We start from the raw sequence: 23,028 nt of genomic DNA on the forward strand, positions 1-23,028 counted from the left end.
AGGAGCGCGGGCGCCGCTCAGGCCCGCGCTCTCGGAGCCACCAGCGGAAACTCGATGGTGAAGGTGGCTCCCTGGTTCCTGCCAGCGCTCGTGCAGGACAGGGAGCCGTTGAGGTCCTGCGCGGTGAGCGCGCTCATGTGCAGGCCGAAGCCGTGCCCTCCCTTGCGGGTGGTGAAGCCCTGGGTGAAGAGGTGCGGCAGGTGCTCGGCGGGGATGCCCACGCCATTGTCGGCTACCGCGATGCGCAGCCGCTGCTCGGGGGTGAGCTCCACGCGGAGGGTGAGCTGCTTGGGCTCCCGGCCGCTCTCCACCAGCGCGTAGCGGGCGTTGCTCAAGAGGTTGAGGAGGATCTGCAGCAGCTTGTGGCGATCCACCAGCACCGTGGGCACCACGGCGTACTCCGTGCGCACCTGGATGCCCAGCCGCTCGAAGGACACGCCGTGCAGGCGCAGGGCATCGTCGATGAGCTGGGGCACCGGTACTTGCTCCAGCATCTGCGCCGAGCGCGCGTGCTGCTGCTGCATGTTCACCACGGCCCGGATGTGGTCCACGCGCTCGCGCAGCGCCTCGGTCTCCACCATGAGCGCCGCCTGATCCTGGAAGAGCTGCTCGTTGAGCGCCCGGAGGTAGGCGGGGAAGTGCTGGCCGCGCGGGTCGGTCGTGAGGAAGGTGGCCAGGTGCGAGGCGTTCTCGCGCAGCATCGCCGAGGCCCGCGCCAGGCCGGCCAGCCGCAGGTTGCGCACCCGCTCGGCCACCAGATCCACGGACACGTTCACGCTGTTGAGCGTGTTGCCCACGTTGTGGAGGATACCCGTGGCCACCTCCGCCTTGCCCGCCTGGCGCGAGGCGTCCATGAGGCTGCGGTGCATCTCCCCCAGCCGGAGCTCGGCCTCCTTGCGCTCGGTGATGTCGCGCCCGAAGAGGGTGACGCCCACGGGCCGCGCCCCCGCCCCGAGCACGGGGTTGAGGGAGATGTCCCAAATCTGCCTCCTGCCCTCCGCCGCGACGCTCACCTCGAAGCCCACCCGCTGTCCGCCCAGCGCCTGGGCCAGCTTCTGCCTGCCCACGTCGGAGGACTCGGGCAGGAGCAGCCGGAAGAGGGCCTCGCCCCGGACGGGCTCGGGGCCGGGAGGCTCGCGGAACAGCCTCCGCACCGCCTGGTTGGCGGTGAGGATGCGCCCCTGGGCGTCCAACGAGCACACCAGGTCATCCGTGTTCTCGATGAGGCTGATCAGCTTGCCCTCGCTCTCGCGCAGCGCCGCGTGGGCCTCCAGCCGCGCGGTGCTGTACAGCCAGCTCAGCACCCAGCCGCCCAGCAGGGAGATGACCGCGAAGAGGCTCAGCATCCGGTCATGGTCATTGTCGAAGAAGAGCGCGCCTCCCGTGCGCACCAGGGGATGGAGGACCAGCACGTTGAGCACCATCACCCCGGTGAAGAGCAGGCCCAGGCGGGTGCCGAGCAGGTAGACCACCAGCGCGGGGATCAACATGCTCGCCGCGCTGGCTGCCGCGGCGGCGGTGCCAATCAAGTGGGTGGAGAAGATCAGCCCCAGCGTGAGCGTCACGCACACCAAGAGGGCCGGGCGTCGCACCGGCGCTCCCCGCCGCACGAGGACCAGCGCGCCCAGGTAGCAGGCGGAGAAGAGCACTCCCGCGGCCCGGAAGAGGGTGCCATGGGTAGGCGCCTCCGGGCCGACCATGTTGGAGAAGGCCATCAGGAAGTTGAGGGCCGCGGCGCCCACCACCACGCGCAGGCGGCTGAGCTCCTCGGGCGGCAGCCGGCGCTGCTCCTCGGTGAGGAGCGCGTCCAGCCGCCGCAGCAGCCACGCCTTCAGGACTCCGCGCACGCGACCCACCCCCGGTGTGCCGTGGATCCTACGGTCAGAACCGGCACGCCCGTATCCCACCCCGCCCGCTCCCGGACGGGAGGCTCAGCCCACCTTGTGGGAGGAACTCTCGGACGAGCGCCCCAGCTTGCCCGCCGTGGCCACCACCGAGTCGAGCGCTCCCCGGACGGCGGCCCGCGCCTTGTCGCCCAGAGCCAGGTCGAGCTGCTTCACCACCGGTACGTCGTGCCGGCATTGGACGCAGCGCGAGGCCTCCACGCGGATGGGGGTGCCGCAGGCAGGACAGGGCCGGCGGAAGAGCTTCGCCTCCATGCGGTGCGCCATCACGGTGGCCACCACGCCCGCCACCGTCAGCACCACCACCACCCCGAGGGCCACCGCGGGCGCGAAGAAGACGGCCACGCACAGCCCCAGCGCGCCGCCCTCCTGCAGCCGGGTGAGCCAGCGCAGCGGGTGGAAGAGCTCGCTCTCCAGGCCGGAGAACTCCACGTGCATCCGCCGCCGCAGCGCCAGCGTGCCAATCGCCAGCCCCGCGCCGCCCGCGCCCACCGCCCACTCGGGGATGCCCTGCGTCGCCACGTTCATCGAGGCCATCACCGACAGCGCGCCGCCGCCCGCGCTCAGGCCGTACTGCGCCAGCCCGAGCAGCATGTGCATGTCCTCGTCCCGGTCGGTGATCATCTCGAAGACGAGCACCACCGCGAAGGCGGCCATGGCGCCCGGGTGCGCCATCCACCCCAGCGAGTCGGGCAGCGACACGTAGCCCTGGTGCGAGGCCAGGGCCACCGCCAGCAGGCTCAAGCCCGCCCGCGTGCCCGAGGCGCTGCTCAAGCCCATGGCCTGGGAGACCACCGTAAAGGGAATCACGGCTTCACCCCCGGCATCGCCCCGAGCACCCGGGACTCCAGCAGCCCGAGCTTGCTCAGGAGCCACAGCACCACCACCACCAGGAGCGCCACCGTCAGCGCCAGCACCAGCGCCCACGCCGCCAGCAGCGCCAGCTCCCAGAGCGCCACCGGCGCGCCCTGCCCCTCGCGGCGGATCTGCCAGGTGAGGTAGCGGCGCGTCATCAGTCCGGCTCCCGCCACCTCGAGCGCGCTCACGGCCGTCTTCACCAGCGCCCCGGCCCCGGGGATGAAGGTGAGCAACTCCAGGACGATGAAGGACAGGGCCAGGAAGCAGCCGGCCGCCAGCCGCAGCGTCCACCGCGTCACGATGCGCCGGCGCGGGGTGAGCAGCGACAGCCCGGGCTTCACGATGGTGAATCGGAGCCACACCAGCGCGCCGATGATGAGCAGCGAGTTGATCAGCGGAAACCAGCTCGCCACCATGGCGCCCACGGCCACGGCGGCCACCGCCAGCCACAGCCGCACCGCGGACTGCGCGCCGTGCAGCTCGTGCAGCACCGCCCGGTCCGTGGCGCTGGGCAGCGTCTCCTCGCCGCACCGGGGACAGGGGCGGCCACGCAGCGCGGTGCCTCCCGGGAGGCGCTCGGCACAGCGGCGGCACCTGCCGGACAGCAGCAGCGCCAGCTCATGCTCCTCGCTGGCCGCCAGGGTGGGCAGACTCGTCATCCGTGCTCTCGAAGTGGGAGATGCGCGCGCCCCGTTGCCAGTGTGCTCCCCGGGCGGCCCGTGAAGAATTACACGAACCCTGTCCCCGACGCATCTTCCCCCGGGCCTCCGCTGGGTTCCCGACGCGCGGAGGTAGACTCCGGGCCATGAGCGGAGGGACGCGATGAAACGGAGAGCGCTCGTCCTGGGGGCAGTCCTGGTGGCGCTGGCGGCAGGCCTCTGGTTCCTCCTGGGGGACAGCCCCGCGGCCGAGTCCTCCCAGAAGGAAAGCGCCACGTCGAACGCGGCGCCCTCCCCTCCCCGCGTCAAGCGCGGCCCTCCGCCGCGACGCGAAGAGCCCCCGCGGGCGCCCACACCCGAGCCCTCCGCCGAAGCGCTTCCCGCGGCTGCCCTCGAAGCGGAAGAGGAGCTGCTCGGCTACGTCGTCTCGAAGCGAACGGGAGAGCCCGTGGCGCTCGCGGAGGTCATCCTCACGCCTCTGGCCGAGCAGTCCGAGTCCGAGGAGCCGCTGGAAGTCCCCGAGGAGGAAAAGCTCTTCACCACGAGCAGCGAGACGGGCGAGTTCTTCTTCACGGGGCTGACGCCGGGCCGCTACCACATCGAGGTGCGCGCCTCGGGCTTCGTCACCAAGGTGCTGCCCTCGCTGCCGGTCCCCTTTGGCGGCCGTGTCACCCTGGATCTCGGGATGGGCGGCCACCTCGAGGGACAGGTGCTCGGCGTGGATGGGCAGCCCTCGGTCGGAGCGGAGGTCCTCGCGTTCTCCGGGAGGCAGGAAGCGCGGGCCCGCACGGACGCACAAGGCGGCTTCACCCTCGAGGTGCCCACGGGCACGTACGCCATCTCCGCGCACCAGGGCGCTCACGCGGGCGAGCTGGAGCGCGAGGTGACGGTCGCCGAGCAGCAACGTGTCCAGGGCCTGCGAATCTACCTGGGCGAGGGGGCGCGGGTCTCTGGCACGGTCCTGCATGAAGATGGCACGCCCCTCCTCGGTGCCCGGGTTCAGGCCCATTCTCGCCAGGCCCTCGCCACCAGCGGGGTGGCGGGAACGGACGAGCGCGGCGCGTTCTCCATCGCGCCCCTGGCCGCGAGCACCTATGACCTTCGGGTCCTCGTGCCCACGGGAGACAGGCTCGAGCACAAGGGCCTCTCCCTGTCCCCGGGCGAGCACGCCACGGTGACGTTCACCTACCAGCCCCGGGGCACCCTCACGGTCTGGGTGTCGGGCAAAAAGCGGGACGCGGCCGAGCCCTTGGTGAAGGTAAGTGCCCTGCCCGCCCCTGGGCGCCTCACCGGCGGCGACGTCCAGGGCGTCTGGCACCGCTGGGATGGCTGGAAATTCGAGGGGCTGCTGCCAGGCCGATACCGGGTGGAGGCGCGGCGCGCTCCGGACCAGCCCGCCGTCGAGCAGTCCGTGCACGTCTCGGAACGTCCCCAGAGGGTCCTCCTCTTGCTGCCCGCCGAAGAGGCCGAGGACGAACCTTCCACCTTCACGGTCGAAGGCCGGGTCGTGACGCGCTCGGGAGGCCTACCGGATGCGCCCGTGCGGGTGACGGTGCATAGGATTGTGGGCGTCGGCAGGTCGAGGGAGTTCGACGCGGACGAGCAAGGGCACTTCCGGATCGAGCTGCATCGCGGGCTGGTCCGTCCCTTGGTGCATGAGCTGACCACGAGGATGCCGCGAAGGCTCGGCTGCGAAACCAATGGAAAGCTCCGGATCACCACCGAGCAGAACCAGGAGGTGACGATCGTCCTGGAGACGAGAGCGCCTGAGCTGCGGCTCCAGGTGCAAGACGCCGAGGGGAGGCCCTTTCCGAACGCGCCCGTGATGGTGAACTTCGAGCACTCCCGTGTCGTCGGAGAGACGGATGCGCTGGGCCGCCTCGAAGTGTGCTTCCCCCCCACGACCCCCCCCCGCTTTCCCCTGATGATCCAGGCGCTGCACGCGCGGCTGGCGGCGGTGGTGGAGTACGCGAGAGGAGAATGGACTCCGGTCCGACTTCAGCCCTCGCTCACGGTGCGCGGACGGGTGGTCTCCGGGAGCGGAGCGCCCGTGCGTCGCTTTGGCGTGGCGTTCTTCTCGGAGGGACTGCCCAGGTCCGGGGTCGAGCAGGACTTCACGGGAGACCGCTTCGAGCTGCGCGAAGTGCCCTTGGGCCGGAGCAAGCTCCAGGTCGTGGATCAGGAGGGACGCGGGGCCACGGTGTCGCTGGACCTGCGACCGGGAGCGGACGTGAACCTGGAGATCCTCGTGAGCGCGGGCGTGCCGCTCGAGGGGCGGGTGGTGGATGCCACCACCCGGCAGCCCCTGGAGGAAGTGGCCGTGAGCCTCAGCGCCACCCACCACACCGTCACGCGGAAGGATGGGCGCTTCCGCTTCCGGAACGTTTTGCCGGGAGAGTACCTGCTCCAGCTCTCGCGAAGGGTTCGCGGGGGCGTGACGCACCCCGTGCAGCTGATGCCAGGCGAAGCCCTCGATTTGGGAGACCTTCCCTTCGCCGCGCAGTGAAGCGCCTCGCGGGATTAGAAGTCCTGGATGCGGTCCACCAGGTTCGAGTGCTCCACGAACTGGTTGACGTTGCCCTGGTAGGTGGCGATGCGCCGGGTGCGCTCCAGCTCCGCCGAGTCCACCTCGTCCAGCTTGTTCCACTCGCGCAGCACCGCCTCCTCCTCGGGAGCGATGCGCTTGTTGTACTCGGCCGAGAAGTAGAACAACGCGCGGGCCACGTTGCCCTTGTGCTCATCGGGCGGCTCGAACACCTTGCGCCCCTGCGCATCCAGGCCGAACTTGGCGCCGTTCTGGCTCCACTGCACCTTCTCCACCGTGCCGAACGGGAAGCTGCCGCGCGTGGAGTTGGCCTTCGAGTCCGTGGGGAACAGGTGGTGCAGGTCGCTCTTGGCGTCGCCCGTGGCGCCCTTGGACTGCGGCCACGTGTGCTCCACGTTCATGTCCGAGCTGTTGGGGATCTTGCCGCCGGCGATCTCCCGGCCCGTGTACACGTCCCGCACCTTGCCGTTCTTCACGTCCAGCTCGGAGAAGATGATCTTCCGCGCCTCGTTGTAGCTGACCACGTCCTTGCCCGTAGACGCCTTCTTGATGGCCGCCAGCAGCGCCGCGTCGCGCAGGCCCTGGAAGGGGTCATCCGTCGGCGGAGTGGGCGGCTCCTCGCCCGTGGTGCTCGTGCCGGTCAGCTCCAGGTCCCACGCCTTCAGCGTGCCCACGTCCTGGCCTGCCTTGTCGGCCACGGTGAGCTTCCAGTCGCCCTGGGAGGACTCACCCGCGAAGGCCGACAGGTCGAACTTCGCCTTGAGGTTGTCGGTCGAGCCGCCCGCCCGGTCATGCAGGGTGAGGCTCTTGCCGGAGGGGCTGGTGAGCGTCACCACCAGGTCGCCCTGGTAGGTGTGAGGGATGTCCACGGAGACCGAGCCGCCCTTGAGCTTCAGCGCCTCGTTCACCTTCAGGGAGGACTCCACCTGGCCGTTGTCGGCGATGGCGAGGTTCGGGGTGGCGCCGGCGCGAACCGTCTGCTCCGTCGCCCGGAAGGGAGCGGGGGCGAAGCTCGAACCCAGCCGCGTCAGCATCGCCGCGTCCATGCGGGGCAGCTCGCGCTGCGCACCCGAGCGCTCGGTGGCGCGAGGGGTGGCGGAAGCGGTGGAACGGGCGGCCTCCCCCGAGAAGCTGCTCGAGAGGGGGCGGGGCTGGGTTCGCTGGAGGCTGAGGGCGTTCACATTCAAGTTATCGGCGGAAAATACCTACAGTTGCTTTCATCCCCTGACTTTTCAGTCAACCCGTCCAACCCCTTGAAATTCCTAGAAGATGACGCCGACACCCGCGTGGGGCAGCCAGAGCCAGCGGCGAGCTGAGCCCCCTGTTCCCCCTTGGCCCCCGACAGCGCCAGCAGGTTGGCGCCCAGCTCCACGCGGGGCCCGAAGCCCCAGAGCATGCTCGTCTTCAGGCCGAAGGCGGGTGCCACCTCCTCGGAGGAGAAGGTGCCGCCGCCCACCCGCCCCACCCGGATCTTCTGGCAGGGAACCTCGCCCGGACTGCAGAGCGGATCCGAGTCGTCATCCACAAACCAGCAGCGCCAGCGCGAGCCAGCACCCTACCTTGGGAATCACGGCGCGAGCGTTCACCATGGGTGAAGAATTACACAAATTCCACCCCCGGCGCACCTCCCCGGGTCTCCCACGCGTGGGAGGTAGACTCCCCTCGGTGAGCGGAGGAACGCCATGAGTCGCAGAAGGCTCTTCACGGGCGTGGTTCTGGTGGCGCTGGCGGCAGGCCTCTGGTTCCTCCTGGGGGACAGCCCCGCGCCCGAGGCTTCCTCGCGGCGCAGCCCTCCAGCGAGCGCGACACCCGCTCCTCCCCGTCCCAAGCGACGCCCTCCGGAGCAACGCGAGGCCCCTCCGCCCGAGCTCCCCGCCGAGCCCGAGCCCGAGAGCGCACCAGAGGCGCGAGAGGAGCTGCTCGGCTACGTCGTCTCGAAGCGGACGGGAGAGCCCGTGACGCTCGCGGAGGTCATCCTGACGCCCCTGCCCGCGGCGTACGATCCCGACACCCCCCTGGAGGTCCCCGAGGAAGAGAAGCTCTTCACCACGAGCAGCGGCACGGGCGAGTTCTTCTTCACGGGGCTGGTGCCGGGCCGCTACCACATCGAGGTGCGCGCCTCGGGCTTCGTCACCAAGGTGCTGCCCTCGTTGCTTGAAGCGCCTTACTGGGCTGGAGGCTGATCGCTGGAGCCTCTGACAGTAGGCGGCTGGAGGATGTAGCTGTTCACGGTGGGCAGTTGGAAGGTGTAGCTGCTCAGCGGGGGCAGTTGGAGGAGGGAGTCACCCACGAGGGGCTGCTGAAGGGCATAGCTACCGATGAGCGGCTGCTCGAGGGCGTAGCTGCCCACCATGGGCTGTTCCAAGGCGTAGCTGCCCACCATGGGCTGCCGCAGGGCATAGCTACCGATGAGCGGCTGCTCGAGGGCATAGCTACCCACCATGGGCTGCTGGAGGCTGTTGTCGGCCGGTTGCTGTGCGCTCGCCGTATTGGCTGCTCCCCAAGTCAGCACGACGGCGGTCGCTGCCAGGATTTCCTTCCGCATGACCATCTCCTTCCCTTCTGAAGATGGGAGTGCGGAGCACCGGCAGCAACCGGATGGAAGCGGATGAGGCGCACCTCTGCAGCAGCCTGAGCCTCACGTCACAGATAGCCGTCGAGCCAGGTCAGCTGGGCATCGAGCGTCTCCGAAATCACTCGCGGTTGATCAGACGCGGAAGGCTCCGTGTAGGGGTTGCCGATCTCCTTGTGCTTCCAGCGCACCCAGCTCTGATTGTACCAGCCCCAGTTGAGGTCCGAGCCAGTCGAGGGCGGCGTGCCGGAGTACGCCGAGAAGGCTCGGATCCCTGTGAGCGGCGCCACCTCCTCGCCTCCGGCGATGTGGAAGATGTGGAGCCGCCCCTGGCGGGGGAACTGGGCTGACAGGTTCGTGGCCCAGCCGCCGTAGGCGGTACCCCACGGCCGAACCGGGTTGTTGATCTTGTCTCCGGAGGTGCCCAGCTCTCCCTGGCTGTACTTGCACACCCCATCCAACGAGGACACGTAGAGATCGATCCCATCGAGGCTCGGGTTGTTGCGCAGGGCCTGCGCCATGCGCATCACCAGGCAGCCTCCTCGCGAGCTGCCCGCCAGGTAGATGACGCGCGTCTCAGGCCGGACCTGGCTCTGGAGCCAATGGACGAAGCCATCGACGAGCTGCTGCTTCTTGCCGCTCTCGAAGAGGTGATCGAAGTTGTTGTCGTTCACCACCGCCATCCACGTGGTGGCCGGGGGCAGCCAGCCCAGTGCGCGCAACTTCATCGCCAGCGAGCGCCCATCGAGCGTGACGTTGGGGCAGGAGACGGTGCCGCAGGACGTATCCCAGTCGGAGGGCTGTCCTGTCAGCCCGCTGGTGTGGCCGCTGCTCGAGATCTTCTGTCCAGCCGACATGACCACCAGCGCGTTGCGAACAGCCGGGGCATCCACCTCGGCGATGCGGATGGGGTAGAGATCTCCGTCCGCTGCGCCCGCGGCCCTGAAGGCCTCGAGGCCCGGGGCCGCCTGATAGTTGCCGGAGGCGTCCTTGTAGACGACGCGCCGGGAGGTGACCGTCCGGGTGCTCCCGTTCGGATACGTGAGGGCGAAGGACTGCACGCCGCTGGGGTCGGTAGAGTTTTCCGGGAGCTCCGGCCCGCCACAGCCCAGCGCGATCCCCATGAGCAGGCTGAGCAGAGTGACTCGCGGGTGCGGCGTCATAGGAAAGTTCGTCCTGTCAGGCATGCAGTCCCTCCTTATGCCCATCCACCGGGCTTGTGGCGCTACCTCTTCACACTAACCCAGCGCGAGGTGGTGAGCGTGCCGCCGCCGTCACCTCTGACCCCTGGAAGCGGCGGCAATCCAACCCGCCGCCGTCGCATGGCGCGCCTCAGTCGCCTCGTCGCTTCGCGCGAGACCTCTACTCAGCGCAGCGGCAGCTCTTGGAAGAGGATTCCGTCCAGCCCGAGGCGCTGAACGGCTTCTTTGAAGCGCTCATTGCCAACCAAGACACTTTCGAAATCGGCCAAGCGAAAAACATCCATGTGTGTCGGCAGCGAGGCTGCATCGAGAAGGAGCTGCTCCGGGAGCTCGGATCCGTCACGCCCGCACCGAGAACAAGGCGCAAGAGGTTGGCGCAGGCATTGAGCGTGCAGCATGCCGTACGGCATGAGCTGAAGTTCCATCAACTCCGGCGGTCCATTCTTCTGCCGGAAACTCAGCTCGGGCTTACGCCCCGCCAATCCCCGAATGCCAGCCTGTTGCAGTGCCTCCATGGCCTCGCGTCGCACGAGCAGCGTCCAGGGATTCTGGAAGAAGAAAGAGCCGAAGCGCCCCCATGCCTTCCCGACCAGGGGACCGAATCGAGTTCCGGGAGGCAGAGGTGCTCCCTCGGGAGCCAGGGGGCGGATCAGCTCACGCAGCCGTTCGAACTCTTGAAGCGGTGCGGGCCTGGGCACCACGAACTCTGCCTGCTGGGGGTGTTGTGACAGGTCGACGCAGGGGTATGCCATCGCCGCGTTGGCCCATGTGGCTCCACAGCCGGGACACTTCACCCCAGGTAGGAACCACTTGGAGGCAGCACTGATCGCCCCCGTGTCGCCTGGCGCTCGGTTCTCACTCAGCTCGTAGAAGTGCATCCGATTTACGCTCATGCGACCTCATCAGTAGGGCCGCATCGAGGCTCCTGTCAGATCGTACTTCACGATCAACTTGATGGCGTGCTGCCAGACCTCCTCAGGTGTCGCTTTCAGGCGGGCCTTCGTGAAGTGACGCCACTCCTCATTCCACCGCCCTCCACGTTGGCCCCCGCTGTGGATCCGAACATGGACTCCGCGAGGAATCAGCAGCGTGTACTGGTGGATGTTGATGCCCTGCAGATGGAACCATGCGGCGAGGTCCGGGGCCTGCGGGAAGATGTGGTGCTTCACGAGACGGTCTCGCGAGAGCACGCGCTGGCTGGGTAGGGTAGGAGCGGGGTGGTTGTGCCAGCGGATGAGGAAGACAGGCTCGGCGCTTGGCCGCGGTAACCGTCCCCCTCTGCGCCACCCGCCAGGAGGCCTGAGTCCCGGCCAGTGAGCCAGCTCGATCTTGCCAGGGACAGTCTCCCCGGCCTCCATCAAGTCCCTGCAGCGGAAGAAGACGCAGGTGTCTTCAGGAACAGAACAGCTCGAGGGTGGTGTCGTCGTGGCAGCCTTCTTCCCAGGAGACTTCCGGGGGCTCCTCCTCGCGTAGCGAGACATGCGTGGAGGTGCAGGCCGCCAGGAGCACACCAACGAGGGCCAATGGGCGAGCGGGCCTTGTTCGCATGGTGGTGGAGTCTACTGGCTCCTAAGTGATGGTGAGCACCGTGCTACCCACTGCCCTACCGTCCCACCCTACACGTCCTGCCACATTGCAGAGGACCGCATCGGCACGGCGCTTCCAGAGCAGGCCTAATTAGAGGGTACAGGCCTGCACAAGCCGCCCTCCCATGAGGAGGCGGCAGGCGACAGGCCACTGCTGCTGCAGACTCAACACCACGAGTTCTGGGGTGGGCCCCGCGCCGGGCCAACCTCCCAGGCTGTGTAGGCAGTCTCAGCTGCTCCAGGATGGCACGCACCCCACCGGGAGCTGTCAGCTACGCCAGCACCCGGCGCCTGCCTCCACACCTTCCGCACCCGAACACATCTAGCGCGAAGCTCCTGCGCAGTAGCCCGGCCCAATCCAGCTGCGGCGTGCGCTCTTGGGTCGGCTCCTGCCTCGCCGCTGCCTCAGGCGGTTCACTTGCCTCTTCCGGCTTCGGCTCTGCACCCACTCAAGGGAACTGTCTCTTGGCGGTCATTCGGATTCGGACTCGGACTCCGCGCGCTTCTGATCGCGGCGCGCCGCCATCAATGCCTGCCGGATCGTCGCTGCATGCCCCAGTCGGCGGACCATGAGTCCGAGAAAGTACGCCGCAAGGACGTTGGTGACGCCGCGCACAAGCCCCATCTCGAGCGACAAGGCGTGGATGCGGTCAGGTATGGCAACCCGCGGCACGACAACGACACTGACCGCTAGGCCAAATGCGAACACGGCGCGCACGAGGTGGCGTAGGCCGGCAATGGCCGCCATCACCTGCTCGTGCTCGCTCGCGCGGAAGCGCTGAATAAGCGCGTCCTGAATCTGCTGTTGGAACCGTGACCGGCTGCGCCAGTATGAGAGCAAGCCGCTGGAGCTCCGCGCGAGAGCCTTCTGCAGAAGCGGGCTCACCAGATTGATGACGATGCCAACCGCGACCACGCCAACCCAGAAGCGCGCCGAAGTAAGGTCCTTGATGAACTCGTCCATGCCGCCCCTCCTCGTCCCGTTCCAAGGGGGGGGCACACTCCCATGCGGGGCTCGCTGCCGCTACACGATCCTTCACCCTTGCTGCGGCGGGGCCACAGGGAGCGCCTCCAGTCGCGCGCGCACTCGCTCCTGGCCGGGCGGCGCGAGGTAGTGCCCCTCGTAGGGGCTCCACGCCAACACTCGCGCGGCGAGCAACTGCTCGGCGCGCCATGAGGGCACGGGAACCGTCCTCGCTCGTCCACCCTTGGTGGTGTCCCGATTCCAACTCCGGGAGATCGTCACCACGGAGCGGGTAAAGTCGAAGTCGGCCCACTGGAGTGCCCGGCCTGGACGCTCAACGCCTTTCCCCACCGGGTGCGGTGGGTGTTGCGGTAAAGTCTCCCCAACATCCAGAGCCTACGAGGGGCCTGTGCCCAAGAAGTCTACGACGCCGCTGACGAAGGAGCAGTTGGACATCATCCTCGGTCACCTGAATCACGCCATGTTCTTCGCCCACGCGGCGGACAATTGCGGGGACGACTACGAGATACAGTTGACCGCCGACCCCGAAGAGAGCCTCCGGGCTCGGGCAGCGATTGCCCACGTTGGATACATCCTTATGCGCTGTGCCGAAGACCTGGGCGTCCCCGCGGCGCAACGGGATGCCTGCTCGAAAGAAGCTCTGGAACGCGCCAAGGCTCGGGCTCCGGCTCCGAAGCACCAGCGGACGACGACCCAGCCCGTCATCGACCCCGCGCTACTTGATCCCAAAGCCAAGGCGTAGGGCTTGCCGGGTACCTCCCTCTCGACCGTGCGCCCCTAAGCAGGTGCGGAGGAGGCGAGCGCGGGGATGGAGGCAGCGGCCAGAGCGGAGCGGATGAAGTAGGGGAGGCCACGAGTGGACTGGGCCGAGTTGCTCAGCAGGACGTTCGACTTCGACGTGTTCGCCTGCGTGAGGTGTAGAGGCAGGCTTAAGGGTGTTGGCGTACGTGAAGGGAGCACGAGGGGTGCGCGCGATTCTGAAGCACCTGGGCCTGCCCACGGCAGGTGCGAGGCTGGCCCCGGCGCGAGGGCCGCCCCAGAGCGCGGGGTGTTGAAGCTCAAGCCGCCACAGCCAGCCAAGAGAGCCAGGCCCCCGCCGCGCCCCGCCTGGGAAAGCGGCTGGGCTGGGCTGGCGTGTGTCTGCTGGAGATGAAAGGCTTCTGCGCCGGCCCGGCGTGCGGCTCATGGGCTCCCCGTCAGCCTCCCTCTCCTCCCGCTCTGCTCACGCCCGCTACGCCCATGAGGGCTCCTGTCCCTCCTATGCTCATCGACGCATGCGGAGCGGAGGAGATCCAGGAGGACCCTCCCCATCTCACGGCGCGACGCGAGCGTCGTGGCCGCGCTCTTCACGGACCCGCGAGGCTTCGTCGCGAAGGTCGCCGCGAGAGTCTTGAAGGGGAGCGCAGACCTCGAGGACGTGGTGCAAGACGTCTTCGTGGCGGTCGTCGCCTGTGCCGGGAAGCTGGACAGGATCGATGCGCTGGGGGCATGGCTCCACGCCGTCACCGTGAAACAAGCAAGGACCACGATCCGAAGGCGGCGGAGGCGGCGATCGATGGAAGCTGGGGACGAGCACCTGGAAGCCGCCTCCCGTACCCTGCGCCGGGCCGCCGAGCCGAAGTGCCAGCTTGCACGACAGGTCTACCGATAGTATGTCGCAACTGGTTGCGTTTTGCAATCACGACTGGAGGAATCCCATGGGTGTCTTGACCTTCGCGCTCAACGTGACCTTGGACGGGTGCTACGACCATCGGGAGGGGATCGCGGACGACGAGCTGCACGACCACTTCACGCAGCTCATGGACGCGGCCGGGGCGATGCTGTGGGGGCGCATTACCTACGAGATGATGGAGAGCTACTGGCCGGCGGTGGCGCGCGACGAGAAGGCCCCCCGAGCGATGCGGGAGTGGGCGCAGAAGCTGGATGCCAAGCCGAAGTATGTCGTCTCGGCCTCGCGACACGACTTTCCGTGGAACAACACCTTCCGCATCGCGGGGGATTTGCACGAGGCCGTGACGCAGCTCAAGGAGAAGACCCCGCGCGGCGTCCTCGTGGGCAGCCCCATGCTCGCGGCCGGGCTCGAGCGGCTGGGGCTCATCGATGAGTATCGCTTTGTCGTCCACCCGGTTCTCGCCGGCCATGGCCCGACCTTGTTTCAGGGCCTCGAGCGCTCGCGGCGCCTCGAGCTCCTCTCGACGAAGCGCTTCGCATCCGGCGCGATGGCGCTGCATCACCGCCGGGTCGACGCAAAGTAGCGCAGTACGTTCAGACCCACGGAACCCAACAGACGACCCCTGGTGATGACAGTCGTCATCCCTCTCACCGGCCTTCGATGACTCCTGTCACCACCCAGGGACAGGGTTCCGCTCGAAGCCGAGGTGGATAGAGGTTGGCCCAACGCTTGCTCAATGGCTCTGCATCCACTCGCAGCACTCAGGAGCCTTCCATGACCACGCTGACCTCTGTCCGTTTCTCCTCCGTCATCCCCCAGACCGGTCGTTCCTCCAGCAGCGGCGCATCCAGCGCCAACCCGAAGCCGGCGCCAGTGGCCCCCGGCTTCTCCGGCGAGTCCCGCTTCGAGGCCGCGCCCACCCGCAACGGTGCGACGGCCGCGCCCAGCAGCCCCGCGGAGAAGGGGGCGCTCCAGGAGATGGAGAAGCTGTTCAAGCCCGCGGCGAGCACGTTCAGGGACAATGGCTCGACGGTGACCACGGACGCCGCGGACGTGGAGTCCCCGAGCAACTCGAAGACCGGCGCGCGCGGATGGCAGGCCACCGAACAGCTCAAGGCCAACGAGAGGCTCGAGCAGCAGCGCCTGGCCAGCCTGTTCCCCCAGCAGAGGGCCCAGTACACGGCGGTGAAGGAGGCCACCCTCAACCGAGCCTCCAACCCCGTCGCGGCGCTGGCGCTCCAGAAGCTGCTCTTCGAGGGCAAGCTGGCCGGCGGCAAGGATCTGGCCGGCAAGGGCACCGTGCTCGACCACCTGGTCTCGGCCGCCTGGGGTGACACGCTCGATGGCCGCGTGGACAGGAACACCTTCGTCACGGATCTGGTCCAGGAGCTGGCGACGCCCAGCGCCATCAACCAGGGCTCGCGGGGCACCTGCGCCCCGACCGCGATGTCCATCAACCTGGCGCTGAACCACCCGGCCGAGTACGCCCGCATCATGAGAGACCTGGCCAGCCCCAGCGGCACGGTGACGCTGGCGGACGGCAAGACGACGCTCACGCGCGAGGCGGAGACGTCCTTCCTGCCGGACGGCTCCGGGCGCGCGCTCACCCAGCGGCTGATGGCCCCCGTCTTCATGGAGGCCTCGAACGGCGAGCGGGCCTACAACGACTGGAACGACAGTGGGGCAGGGGCGAGCGCCACGGGCCTGGATGCGCTCCACGACGCCGTCTACGGGCGGAACATGGCCCACAAGGAGCTCCACGGCAGCGAGGCTCGCGACGAGGCGATGAAGCAGATCGACAGCGAGCTGGCGAGCGGCCAGAACGTGTTGGCCGGCATCTGGTGGAATGCCGACGGCGGCCACGAGGTGCTCATCACCGGCACCGAGAAGCTCAACGGCCAGGACTACCTCAAGTTCATCAACCCCTGGGGCACCGAGGAGCGGATGCTTCGCTCCGTGTTCCACTCGCGGCTCATCGGCATCAACTATGATCCGGCGGAGGCCGCCAAGCCCGGCCCGGCCGCTCCGTTCTGGCCGGTCCCCGGCCCGTTCGTGACGCCTCGCCCGTGGAACAGGTCCATCGCGGCGTAGCTGTCTGCCCGGACATCAGGGGCGGCGGGAATGTCCGCCGCCGGGCTTCGCCTGGGCCTCCAGCCAGGCGAGGATCTCGGCGGCGCGCTGCTCCTTGCCCGCGCGGGTGAAGCGCTCCCGGGCCTTCTCCGCCTCGGCGCGCGCGGCCTCATGCTGCCCCTCCTCGGAGAGCGCCTTCGCCAGGGCGAACCCGGAGATGGCCAGCACGTCCGGCGGCATGGACTCAAAGGAGACCGCCTTGCGCAGTGGCGCGATGGCGTCGAGGGCCCGGCCCAGCCCCAGCAGCGCCTGCCCCACCCCGTCGTAGGTGTATTGCAGGTACGTGTCCTCGGGCTTCAGCACCCGAAGCTGTAGGGCCAGCGTCTCCTCATACACCCTGAGCGCCTCCGGGTAGCGCTCGAGGTCCAGCAGGCACTGGCCTACCTCGGCCATCGCGCCCGTCGTCTGCCGGTGGTCCGGCCCGAGCAGCGGCTTGCGGATGTCGACGACCGCTCGCGCGTGCTCCAGCGCGGCCGCGGGGTTGCCCTCCTCCCGCAGCACCCAGGCCAGCGCCTCGTGGCGCCGCGCGGTGTCTGGATGCAGCTTGCCCACCGCTGCCTGCGTCTGCTCCAGGGCCTGCCGCAGCAGCTCCACCGCCCGGGTGCGCTCGCCCATGCGCGCCAGCAAGCTGCCCAGCAGATAGGTGACGCGGGCCCGCTTCGGGTGCCCAGGCGGCAGCACCCTCTCCTGGAGGCGCTGCGCCTTCTCGAAGAGCGCCCGAGCCTCGGCAAAGCGCTTCTGAGACACGGCCATGTTGCCCCGATGCACCAGGAGGACTCCCTCCAGAAGCGGGTCCCCGCCAATGCGCTGCAGCGTGGCCTCCGCCAGTGAGGCCCAGCGCTCCGCCGCATCGAAGTGCTTCTGCTCGTCCTCGACGAAGAGCAGGCGGGTGGAGATGTCCACCTTCTGCCGATCTGCTCGCCCGGCCTCCGCCTCGTAGAGGGCTCTGGCGAGATCCCGAGACGCCTCGTCCAACTTCCCCAGGTGCTGGTTCAACCAGCCGCGGTGGGTGTGCAGTCCTGCCATCAAGGGCAGATAGCCCGAGCGCTCCACCGCCTCGCTCAGCGGGCCCACCTTCTGCTGCGCGACGGTGTAGCGGCCGGTGTCCACCAGCGCCTTCAGCTCCGCCACGCGGTCCTCCAGCGCCTGAATCTCCGAGCGCTTGCGCGGATCCGCCGGTAGCCGCTGCCGCTCGGTGAGCGACTCCAGCTCCGCGCACTCATGCAGCGCGGGCAGGGCGTGGGCCGCATCCAGCGCTCTCTCCACCAGCGGGCCGTCCGCCGTGTAGAGCTGATCCACCAGCGCGCGCATGTCCCGGCGTCGCCGCTCCAGGCACACCTCGCGCTGCGTGAGCAGCTCCTCCGTCTGCACCCCCCGCACCCGCGTGGCCTCGCAGGCCTCCGTGCGCTGCTGAGTCCACGCTTGCGCATAGCCGTCCAGCACCCCGAGAACGCCCGAGGCCATGTGCCCCGCGAAGGGCTTGCCAGTCCCCAGGAAGCTCGCCTCCACCTTCTGACGTGCCGCGGGGCTCCACACCTCCGTCATCAGCTCGCCAACGCCCGCGCACACCTGCGAGCGCTGGTACACCCTGCCACCCACCAGCGAGAGCCCCACCGCGCTCGCGGTCGCCACCGCCGCCCACCGCCTCCGCTGCGTCCTTCGCGTGTCCTGGGAGAGCGCCTCGAGCAATTCCTTCATCGAGGCGAAGCGCTCGTCAGGGTTCACCGACAGCCCGCGCATCACCGCCTGGCGGATCCACGCTGGCACCTTCGCATCGCGTGGGGGCTCGTGAATGACGGGGGCCCGTGGGGGCGTCTTGCGCGCCATGCCCTCCACCTTGGTCGGCTGGCTTCCTGCCCCAACGTCCCTCTCCGTGGACAGGACAGCGGCCCTCATGGAGGCAGGATCAAACGGGCGCTGGCCGTAGAGGCCCAGGTACAGCGAGACGCAGAAGCTGAACTGGTCCGAGCGCGCGTCCACGTCCTGGCCACGCACCTGCTCCGGGGACATGTAATGGGGGGTCCCCATCACCAGGCCCGTCTCGGTGAGGGTCACCTCCAACATCCGGTGCTCCGCATCCACGGGCCGTGGTTCCTCGGCGGTGGCTGGCTCGGGGTGGGGCATGCCCACCTGACGGGCCAGCCCGAAGTCCGTGACGTAGACTCGGCCGCCCTGGCTCACCAGCACGTTGCCCGGCTTGAAGTCGCGGTGCACCAGCCCCTTCTCGTGCGCGGCCTGCAGCCCCCGCCCGGCATCGATGAGGCGCTCCAGCACCTCGCGCCAGTGCCGCGGGGCGGCCTTCAGCCAATCGCTCAGCGTGCCCCCCTCGATGATCTCCATGGCCAGGAAGACCTGGGCGCCCCAGATGCCCACGTCAAAGATGGGGATGACGTTGGGGTGGGAGACTCGCGCCATGGCCTGGGCCTCGCGCAGCAGCCGCGCCCGGGCCTGCTCCGAGTCCGTCTGCTTGTCCGGCCGCAGCAGCTTGAGCGCCACCTTGCGGTCCAGGTCCGGATCGTACGCCGCGAACACGACCCCCATGCCCCCCTGCCCCAGCCGCTTGAGCAGCACGTAACGCCCCACCTGGGTGATGGGGGGAATGTCGCGCTCCTGGGTGTCGGATTCCGTGTGGAGCAGGGGCACGGTGTCCATGTCTCCTGGGGTGCGGGTCATGGCCCGATATTTGAACTCATCCCCCTCACGAAGGGCAGCCCGGGAGCGCTGGACACCGCTTCCCCTGCCATCTCGTCGTAAGCTGGATGCCCCCCCTGTGTCTCGAACCCGCTGGAGAACTCCCATGACCTTCGTGAACTCGTCGCGGAAGGCAGGCCCGGTGTCGAGCAGCTCCCCGGCACAGTCTCAGCAGACTTCGGCCCCGAAGCAGGAGGCCCAGCGCTCCTCCACCTCGCGGACACCCCCGTTCCAGCGGGACACGTTCGAGTCGAAGCAGGAGACGATCCTCTATCAAACCAAGTACATCACCCTCTCCAAGGTGGGCGAGTCCCCCAAGGTCCCGGACGGGACCCTGGACCTGAAGAACCGCGCGGGGCCCAAGCAGCTGGCCGAGGGTGGCTGGGAGCAAACCACTCCCCTCCTCAAGCAGGCCCAGGCTGACACCTGCGGCGCGGCGGTGGCGGCCATGCTCGGGGGCTCCAAGAACCACAAGAAGCTGCAGAGGCCCGAGCAGTACATGCTGCGCCTGGCCAACCGCACTTCGGACGGCAACCAGGGCACCACCCCCCAGGAGCTGGCCAAGATGCTGGCCTCCCAGGGTGTGGAGGTGACGGGGAGCACCCAGGGGTTCAATCCGGCGCTGGCCAGGTCCACCCTCCTGGAGAAGGGCGGCAAGGTGGTGGCCCTGGTGGACTCCAAGACGCTGGCCCCCAAGGGGAGCGAGGGCGTGAAGGGCGCGGCCCACTGGGTCGTCATCGACGGCATCGACCAGGATGGCAACTTCCTGGTGAAGGATCCGGCCTCCGGACAGAGCGAGTACCTGCCCCCGGGCCGGCTGGTGCAGGCCGCGAAGGCCTGCTGGGCCGAGCACGGCGGGGGCGGGATGATGACCCTGAAGAACTCCCCCCAGGCCTCTCAGGGCGCGCTGGAGCAGACCAATGCGCAGTACGCCGAGACGTTGGGGAAGAGCCCAGGTGGCGGCTCACCGGGGGAGGAGCGGGCCGGGCGGGAGGCTAACAACTAGGCCTGGAGCTGACGTGCTAAGGTCCGCCGCGTGTCCGAACAGGATGAAGAGGGCCAGTCCCCCCCGTCCGAGAACCCGACGGCGACAGCCACCCTGCAGCACCCGGCGAAGCGCGGTCCTGTCCGGCTGAAGCTGGTGGTGCTGTCGGGCCCCGAGGCTGGCAAGAGCTACCCGCTGGAGCCGGGGCAGTACCGGATCGGCAAGGATGCCTCCTGCGAGATTGTGCTCACGGAGAAGACCGTCTCCCGGCTGCACCTGGTCCTGGAAGTGCAAGAGGACCGCGTCATTGCCAGGGACCAGAGCTCGCGCAACGGCTCGTTCTTCGAAGGCCGGCGCTTCTCCGAGCTGGAGCTGGGGCCCGGTACCGTGGTGGTCGTGGGAGCCGTCTCCGTCAAGGTGGTGGCGCAGGACTCGCGCGAGCGTCCGCGCCTGCTCTCCTCGCGGGAGCGCTTTGGCGGGCTGGTAGGGCGCAGCCGGAAGATGCGCGAGGTTTTCACCCTGCTCGAGCGCCTGGCGCCGGGGACCTCGGATGTCCTCATCCAGGGCGAGACGGGGACAGGCAAGGAAGTGTGCGCCGAGGCCATTCATCAGGAGAGCTCGCGCCAGAAGGGCCCCTTGGTGGTGGTGGACATGGCGGGCATTGCCCCGTCGCTCATCGAGTCGGAGCTGTTCGGGCACGTGAAGGGAGCCTTCACGGGAGCCAACAGTGACCGGGCAGGAGCCTTCGAGCGGGCCCACGGAGGCACCGTCTTCATGGACGAGGTGGGCGAGCTGCCGCTGGACATCCAGCCGCGGTTGCTGAGGGTGTTGGAGCGCCGCCAGGTGAAGCGGGTGGGCGCCAATGATTACCGCACGGTGGACGTGCGGGTGGTGGCGGCGACGCACGTGGACCTGGAGGCGGCGGTGAAGGCGGGGAAGTTCCGCGCGGATCTGTTCCACCGGCTGGCGGTGCTGCGCGTCATGCTGCCGCCCCTGCGCGAGCGGCCCGAGGACATTCCGCTGCTGGTAGACACGGTATTGCAACGGATGGGCCGGCCGCCCAGCGCGCTGTCGGAGCAGACACGGGCGATGCTGAGCCAGTACCCGTGGCCGGGCAATGTGCGCGAGCTGCGCAACGTGGTGGACCAGGTGGTGAACCTGGGCGAGGAGGCGCTGCCCGAGATGGCGGAGGCGCCCAGCAAGCAGCGCCCGGCAGGGCCAGAGAGGGAACTGCCGTTCAAGGAGGCCAAGGAGCGGCTCATCGACGGCTTCGAGCGCGACTACCTCAAGGGTCTGCTGGAGCGCTGCGAGGGCAACCTGTCCCGGGCCGCGCGCGAGGCCGGCATCGATCGCGTGTACCTGCGCAAGCTGGCGCGAAAGCACGGGCTGGTGGACGACAGCCGGGGCGCTCAGGAGGACTGAGAACAGCAGTCATCACCTGATGACTCCCGTCATCAGGGCCCACTCTCCTCTCAAGTGCCTGGAACTCCTTGGGTTTCTGCCGTAGCAGGGTTCTCTGTGCCCGGCGAAGGGTGGGGCCGGAGTCCTCAGGCCCATGGAGCAACGGGTTCGATTGCCGCCGCTTCCAAGCAGCACCCAGCCCCGTGGCGCCACTCGGGTGCCACGGGTTGTTTTGCGCTTGATTAACCGGAGAGGGGTACGGCATGAGGGCCCAGATGTGGAACGGTAAATGGGTGACGAAGCTGGGGGCCTTCGCAAGCGCCTCAGTCCTCTTGTGCTCGCAGAGCGCGGTGGCGGAAGACCTGCTGCTCCAGAACGTCGCGATCGTCTCGCCAGAGCTGCGTGAGCCCGCGCGCAATCGCCACGTCCTCATTCGCGGCGAACGCATCGTCCAGATCAGTGCGAAGGCGCTCGCCGCGCCGAATGCAAAGCGTATCGACGCGCGCGGGCTCTATCTCACGCCCGGAGTGATGGACTCGCATGTGCATGTCAGTACGCCGCCGGGGCTGCCGCTGGGCGCCGATGATCCGACGCTGGTGGCGCTGAATGCAGCCTATGTACGCCAGCAGCCACGGAGCTATCTGTACTTCGGCGTGACGCAAGTGATCGATCTGGCCGGTGTCGCCGAAGGCGTTGCCGCGTTCGAAGCGCAGCCGCTGCGGCCAGACCTGTTCCGCTGCGGCGCCGCTGTCGTGCTCAACGGCTATCCGATGGCGTTGTTCGATACGAGCGTCCGCCTTCGGGTGTTTCCAGATTACGTGTTCGAGCCGGCGAATGCCGCGGCACACCCGCTGCCTGCAGGCGAGGACCCCGCGAAACACACGCCGGAGGCCGTCGTCGAGGCCATCGCCGCGAGGGGTGCGCGGTGCGTGAAGGTGTTTATCGAGGACGGCTTCGGCGAGCGCTCCGACTGGCCCCTGATGAGCACGGCGACGTTGAAGCGCGTGCAAGCTGCGGCGCGCAAGCACCACCTGCTGCTCGTCGCACACGCGAACGCCATCGACATGCAGCGCATGGCGGTCGCGCTACCCGTTGACGTGCTGGCGCATGGGCTGTGGAACTGGAACGAGTACCGCGCGAAGGAGGGCGTGCCCGAGGCCATCGCCCAGCACCTGCGCCTCATCCACACCCGCAAGATCGGGCTTCAGCCGACGCTGCGCGTCCTGCCCGGAATCGCCGATCTGTTCCGCGCCGACACGCTGCAAGACCCGGTGTACGCGAAGGTTGTCCCGCCCGCGCTCCTCGCCTGGTATGGGAGCGAGGCAGGTCAGTGGTTCAAGCGCGAGATGCAACGGGACTTCGGCGGCGCACCCGACGCGAAGATCGCGCAGGTGAACCTGAGCACGAATGATCAGAACATGCGCAGCGTGCGGTTCCTGAACAAGCTGGGCCATCCTCTGCTGCTCGGCAGCGATACGCCTTCCGCCCCGACGTATGGCAATCAGCCGGGGTATGACACCTATCGCGAGATGCGCTCGATGGCGCAGGCTGGCGTTCCTCTGCGAGCCATCCTGGAGGCCGCGACGCTCAACAATGCGCGCCAGTTCGGACTCGAGAAGGATTACGGAACCGTCGAAGCGGGAAAGATCGCGAACCTGCTGCTGCTGAAGACAAACCCGCTCGAAAGCGTGCAAGCGTGGGCCGATATCGAGCGGGTGATCCTCCATGGCCGGGTGATCGAGCGGGAAACGCTCGCCGCGGACCATTGAGGCGCATAGGACGAATAGGAGGCTGGTGTTGGACCCAGCGCTTCAGAGCCACTGAGCCGGCAAAGCGGA

At 68.5% G+C, this 23,028-nt stretch carries 20 protein-coding genes and 1 pseudogene; 9 read left to right on the plus strand and 12 right to left on the minus strand.

All coding sequences use genetic code 11. The features are described 5' to 3' along the window. Positions 1-17: 17 nt before the first annotated feature. The 3 genes from SYV04_RS13180 to SYV04_RS13190 all read right to left on the minus strand — a co-directional run bounded on the left by SYV04_RS13180 (position 18) and on the right by SYV04_RS13190 (position 3,421). On the minus strand, positions 18-1,847 hold the full coding sequence (locus SYV04_RS13180) for an ATP-binding protein (protein ID WP_321546084.1): 1,830 nt from the start codon (positions 1,845-1,847) through the stop codon (positions 18-20). An 84-nt stretch (positions 1,848-1,931) separates the two neighbouring features. After that, on the minus strand, positions 1,932-2,714 hold the full coding sequence (locus SYV04_RS13185) for a DUF4126 family protein (RefSeq protein WP_321546085.1): 783 nt from the start codon (positions 2,712-2,714) through the stop codon (positions 1,932-1,934). Continuing rightward, positions 2,711-3,421 carry a hypothetical protein gene (locus tag SYV04_RS13190; protein ID WP_321546086.1) on the minus strand — a complete coding sequence of 237 codons (711 nt, stop codon included), beginning with the start codon at positions 3,419-3,421 and terminating at the stop codon, positions 2,711-2,713. Before SYV04_RS13190 ends, SYV04_RS13185 begins: the two co-directional genes overlap by 4 nt. Before the next feature lie 163 nt (positions 3,422-3,584). Here SYV04_RS13190 and SYV04_RS13195 point away from each other — a divergent pair, with 163 nt between their 5' ends. Beyond that, the gene (locus SYV04_RS13195) at positions 3,585-5,927 is read left to right on the plus strand and encodes a carboxypeptidase regulatory-like domain-containing protein (protein WP_321546087.1); all 2,343 of its coding nucleotides are present in this window, start codon (positions 3,585-3,587) and stop codon (positions 5,925-5,927) included. 14 nt (positions 5,928-5,941) lie between these two features. Here SYV04_RS13195 and SYV04_RS13200 read toward each other — a convergent pair whose 3' ends face one another. Continuing rightward, entirely contained in the window at positions 5,942-7,147 is a 1,206-nt protein-coding gene (locus tag SYV04_RS13200) for an endonuclease (protein WP_321546088.1), read from the minus strand. Positions 7,148-7,149: 2 nt separating this feature from the next. Next, positions 7,150-7,491, minus strand: coding sequence for a hypothetical protein (locus tag SYV04_RS13205; protein ID WP_321546089.1), 342 nt, complete (start codon positions 7,489-7,491; stop codon positions 7,150-7,152). Between the two features lie 157 nt (positions 7,492-7,648). Here SYV04_RS13205 and SYV04_RS13210 point away from each other — a divergent pair, with 157 nt between their 5' ends. Then, the gene (locus SYV04_RS13210; RefSeq protein WP_321546090.1) at positions 7,649-8,149 is read left to right on the plus strand and encodes a carboxypeptidase-like regulatory domain-containing protein; all 501 of its coding nucleotides are present in this window, start codon (positions 7,649-7,651) and stop codon (positions 8,147-8,149) included. On the opposite strand, the gene SYV04_RS13215 is transcribed toward SYV04_RS13210, so the two are convergent. The 6 genes and pseudogenes from SYV04_RS13215 to SYV04_RS13240 all read right to left on the minus strand — a co-directional run bounded on the left by SYV04_RS13215 (position 8,131) and on the right by SYV04_RS13240 (position 12,509). Further along, positions 8,131-8,511: a hypothetical protein gene (locus SYV04_RS13215; RefSeq protein WP_321546091.1), complete on the minus strand. Its 381-nt coding sequence runs from the start codon at positions 8,509-8,511 to the stop codon at positions 8,131-8,133. The genes SYV04_RS13210 and SYV04_RS13215 overlap by 19 nt on opposite strands. Positions 8,512-8,609: 98 nt before the next feature. Further along, on the minus strand, positions 8,610-9,725 hold the full coding sequence (locus SYV04_RS13220; RefSeq protein WP_321546092.1) for a hypothetical protein: 1,116 nt from the start codon (positions 9,723-9,725) through the stop codon (positions 8,610-8,612). Between the two features lie 179 nt (positions 9,726-9,904). Further along, positions 9,905-10,618 carry a SitI6 family double-CXXCG motif immunity protein gene (gene sitI6 / locus SYV04_RS13225; RefSeq protein WP_479691441.1) on the minus strand — a complete coding sequence of 238 codons (714 nt, stop codon included), beginning with the start codon at positions 10,616-10,618 and terminating at the stop codon, positions 9,905-9,907. Positions 10,619-10,642: 24 nt separating this feature from the next. Next, positions 10,643-11,288, minus strand: a pseudogene (sitA6, locus tag SYV04_RS13230) (SitA6 family polymorphic toxin lipoprotein). 510 nt (positions 11,289-11,798) lie between these two features. Then, positions 11,799-12,290 (minus strand): hypothetical protein, encoded by a 492-nt coding sequence (locus SYV04_RS13235; RefSeq protein ID WP_321546095.1) that lies wholly within the window; start codon positions 12,288-12,290, stop codon positions 11,799-11,801. Positions 12,291-12,362: 72 nt separating this feature from the next. Then, entirely contained in the window at positions 12,363-12,509 is a 147-nt protein-coding gene (locus tag SYV04_RS13240; RefSeq protein WP_321546096.1) for a hypothetical protein, read from the minus strand. 190 nt (positions 12,510-12,699) lie between these two features. Here SYV04_RS13240 and SYV04_RS13245 point away from each other — a divergent pair, with 190 nt between their 5' ends. The 4 genes from SYV04_RS13245 to SYV04_RS13260 all read left to right on the plus strand — a co-directional run bounded on the left by SYV04_RS13245 (position 12,700) and on the right by SYV04_RS13260 (position 16,074). Then, on the plus strand, positions 12,700-13,053 hold the full coding sequence (locus SYV04_RS13245) for a hypothetical protein (protein ID WP_321546097.1): 354 nt from the start codon (positions 12,700-12,702) through the stop codon (positions 13,051-13,053). 591 nt (positions 13,054-13,644) lie between these two features. Next, a complete protein-coding gene (locus SYV04_RS13250) occupies positions 13,645-13,962 on the plus strand; it encodes a sigma factor (RefSeq protein ID WP_321546098.1) in 318 nt (105 codons plus the stop codon). A gap of 46 nt (positions 13,963-14,008) precedes the next feature. Beyond that, positions 14,009-14,566: a dihydrofolate reductase family protein gene (locus SYV04_RS13255; RefSeq protein WP_321546099.1), complete on the plus strand. Its 558-nt coding sequence runs from the start codon at positions 14,009-14,011 to the stop codon at positions 14,564-14,566. Positions 14,567-14,757: 191 nt separating this feature from the next. Next, on the plus strand, positions 14,758-16,074 hold the full coding sequence (locus tag SYV04_RS13260) for a hypothetical protein (RefSeq protein WP_321546100.1): 1,317 nt from the start codon (positions 14,758-14,760) through the stop codon (positions 16,072-16,074). A 15-nt stretch (positions 16,075-16,089) separates the two neighbouring features. On the opposite strand, the gene SYV04_RS13265 is transcribed toward SYV04_RS13260, so the two are convergent. Continuing rightward, the gene (locus SYV04_RS13265; protein WP_321546101.1) at positions 16,090-18,786 is read right to left on the minus strand and encodes a serine/threonine-protein kinase; all 2,697 of its coding nucleotides are present in this window, start codon (positions 18,784-18,786) and stop codon (positions 16,090-16,092) included. A 124-nt stretch (positions 18,787-18,910) separates the two neighbouring features. On the opposite strand from SYV04_RS13265, the gene SYV04_RS13270 reads away from it, so the two are divergent. The 3 genes from SYV04_RS13270 to SYV04_RS13280 all read left to right on the plus strand — a co-directional run bounded on the left by SYV04_RS13270 (position 18,911) and on the right by SYV04_RS13280 (position 22,959). Then, a complete protein-coding gene (locus SYV04_RS13270) occupies positions 18,911-19,810 on the plus strand; it encodes a papain-like cysteine protease family protein (RefSeq protein WP_321546102.1) in 900 nt (299 codons plus the stop codon). A gap of 30 nt (positions 19,811-19,840) precedes the next feature. Further along, positions 19,841-21,211 (plus strand): sigma 54-dependent Fis family transcriptional regulator, encoded by a 1,371-nt coding sequence (locus SYV04_RS13275; protein WP_321546103.1) that lies wholly within the window; start codon positions 19,841-19,843, stop codon positions 21,209-21,211. A 242-nt stretch (positions 21,212-21,453) separates the two neighbouring features. Continuing rightward, on the plus strand, positions 21,454-22,959 hold the full coding sequence (locus SYV04_RS13280) for an amidohydrolase family protein (protein ID WP_321546104.1): 1,506 nt from the start codon (positions 21,454-21,456) through the stop codon (positions 22,957-22,959). The last annotated feature ends 69 nt before the right edge of the window (positions 22,960-23,028 follow it).

This window comes from Hyalangium ruber (assembly GCF_034259325.1).
Classification (GTDB): Bacteria; Myxococcota; Myxococcia; order Myxococcales; family Myxococcaceae; genus Hyalangium_A; species Hyalangium_A rubrum.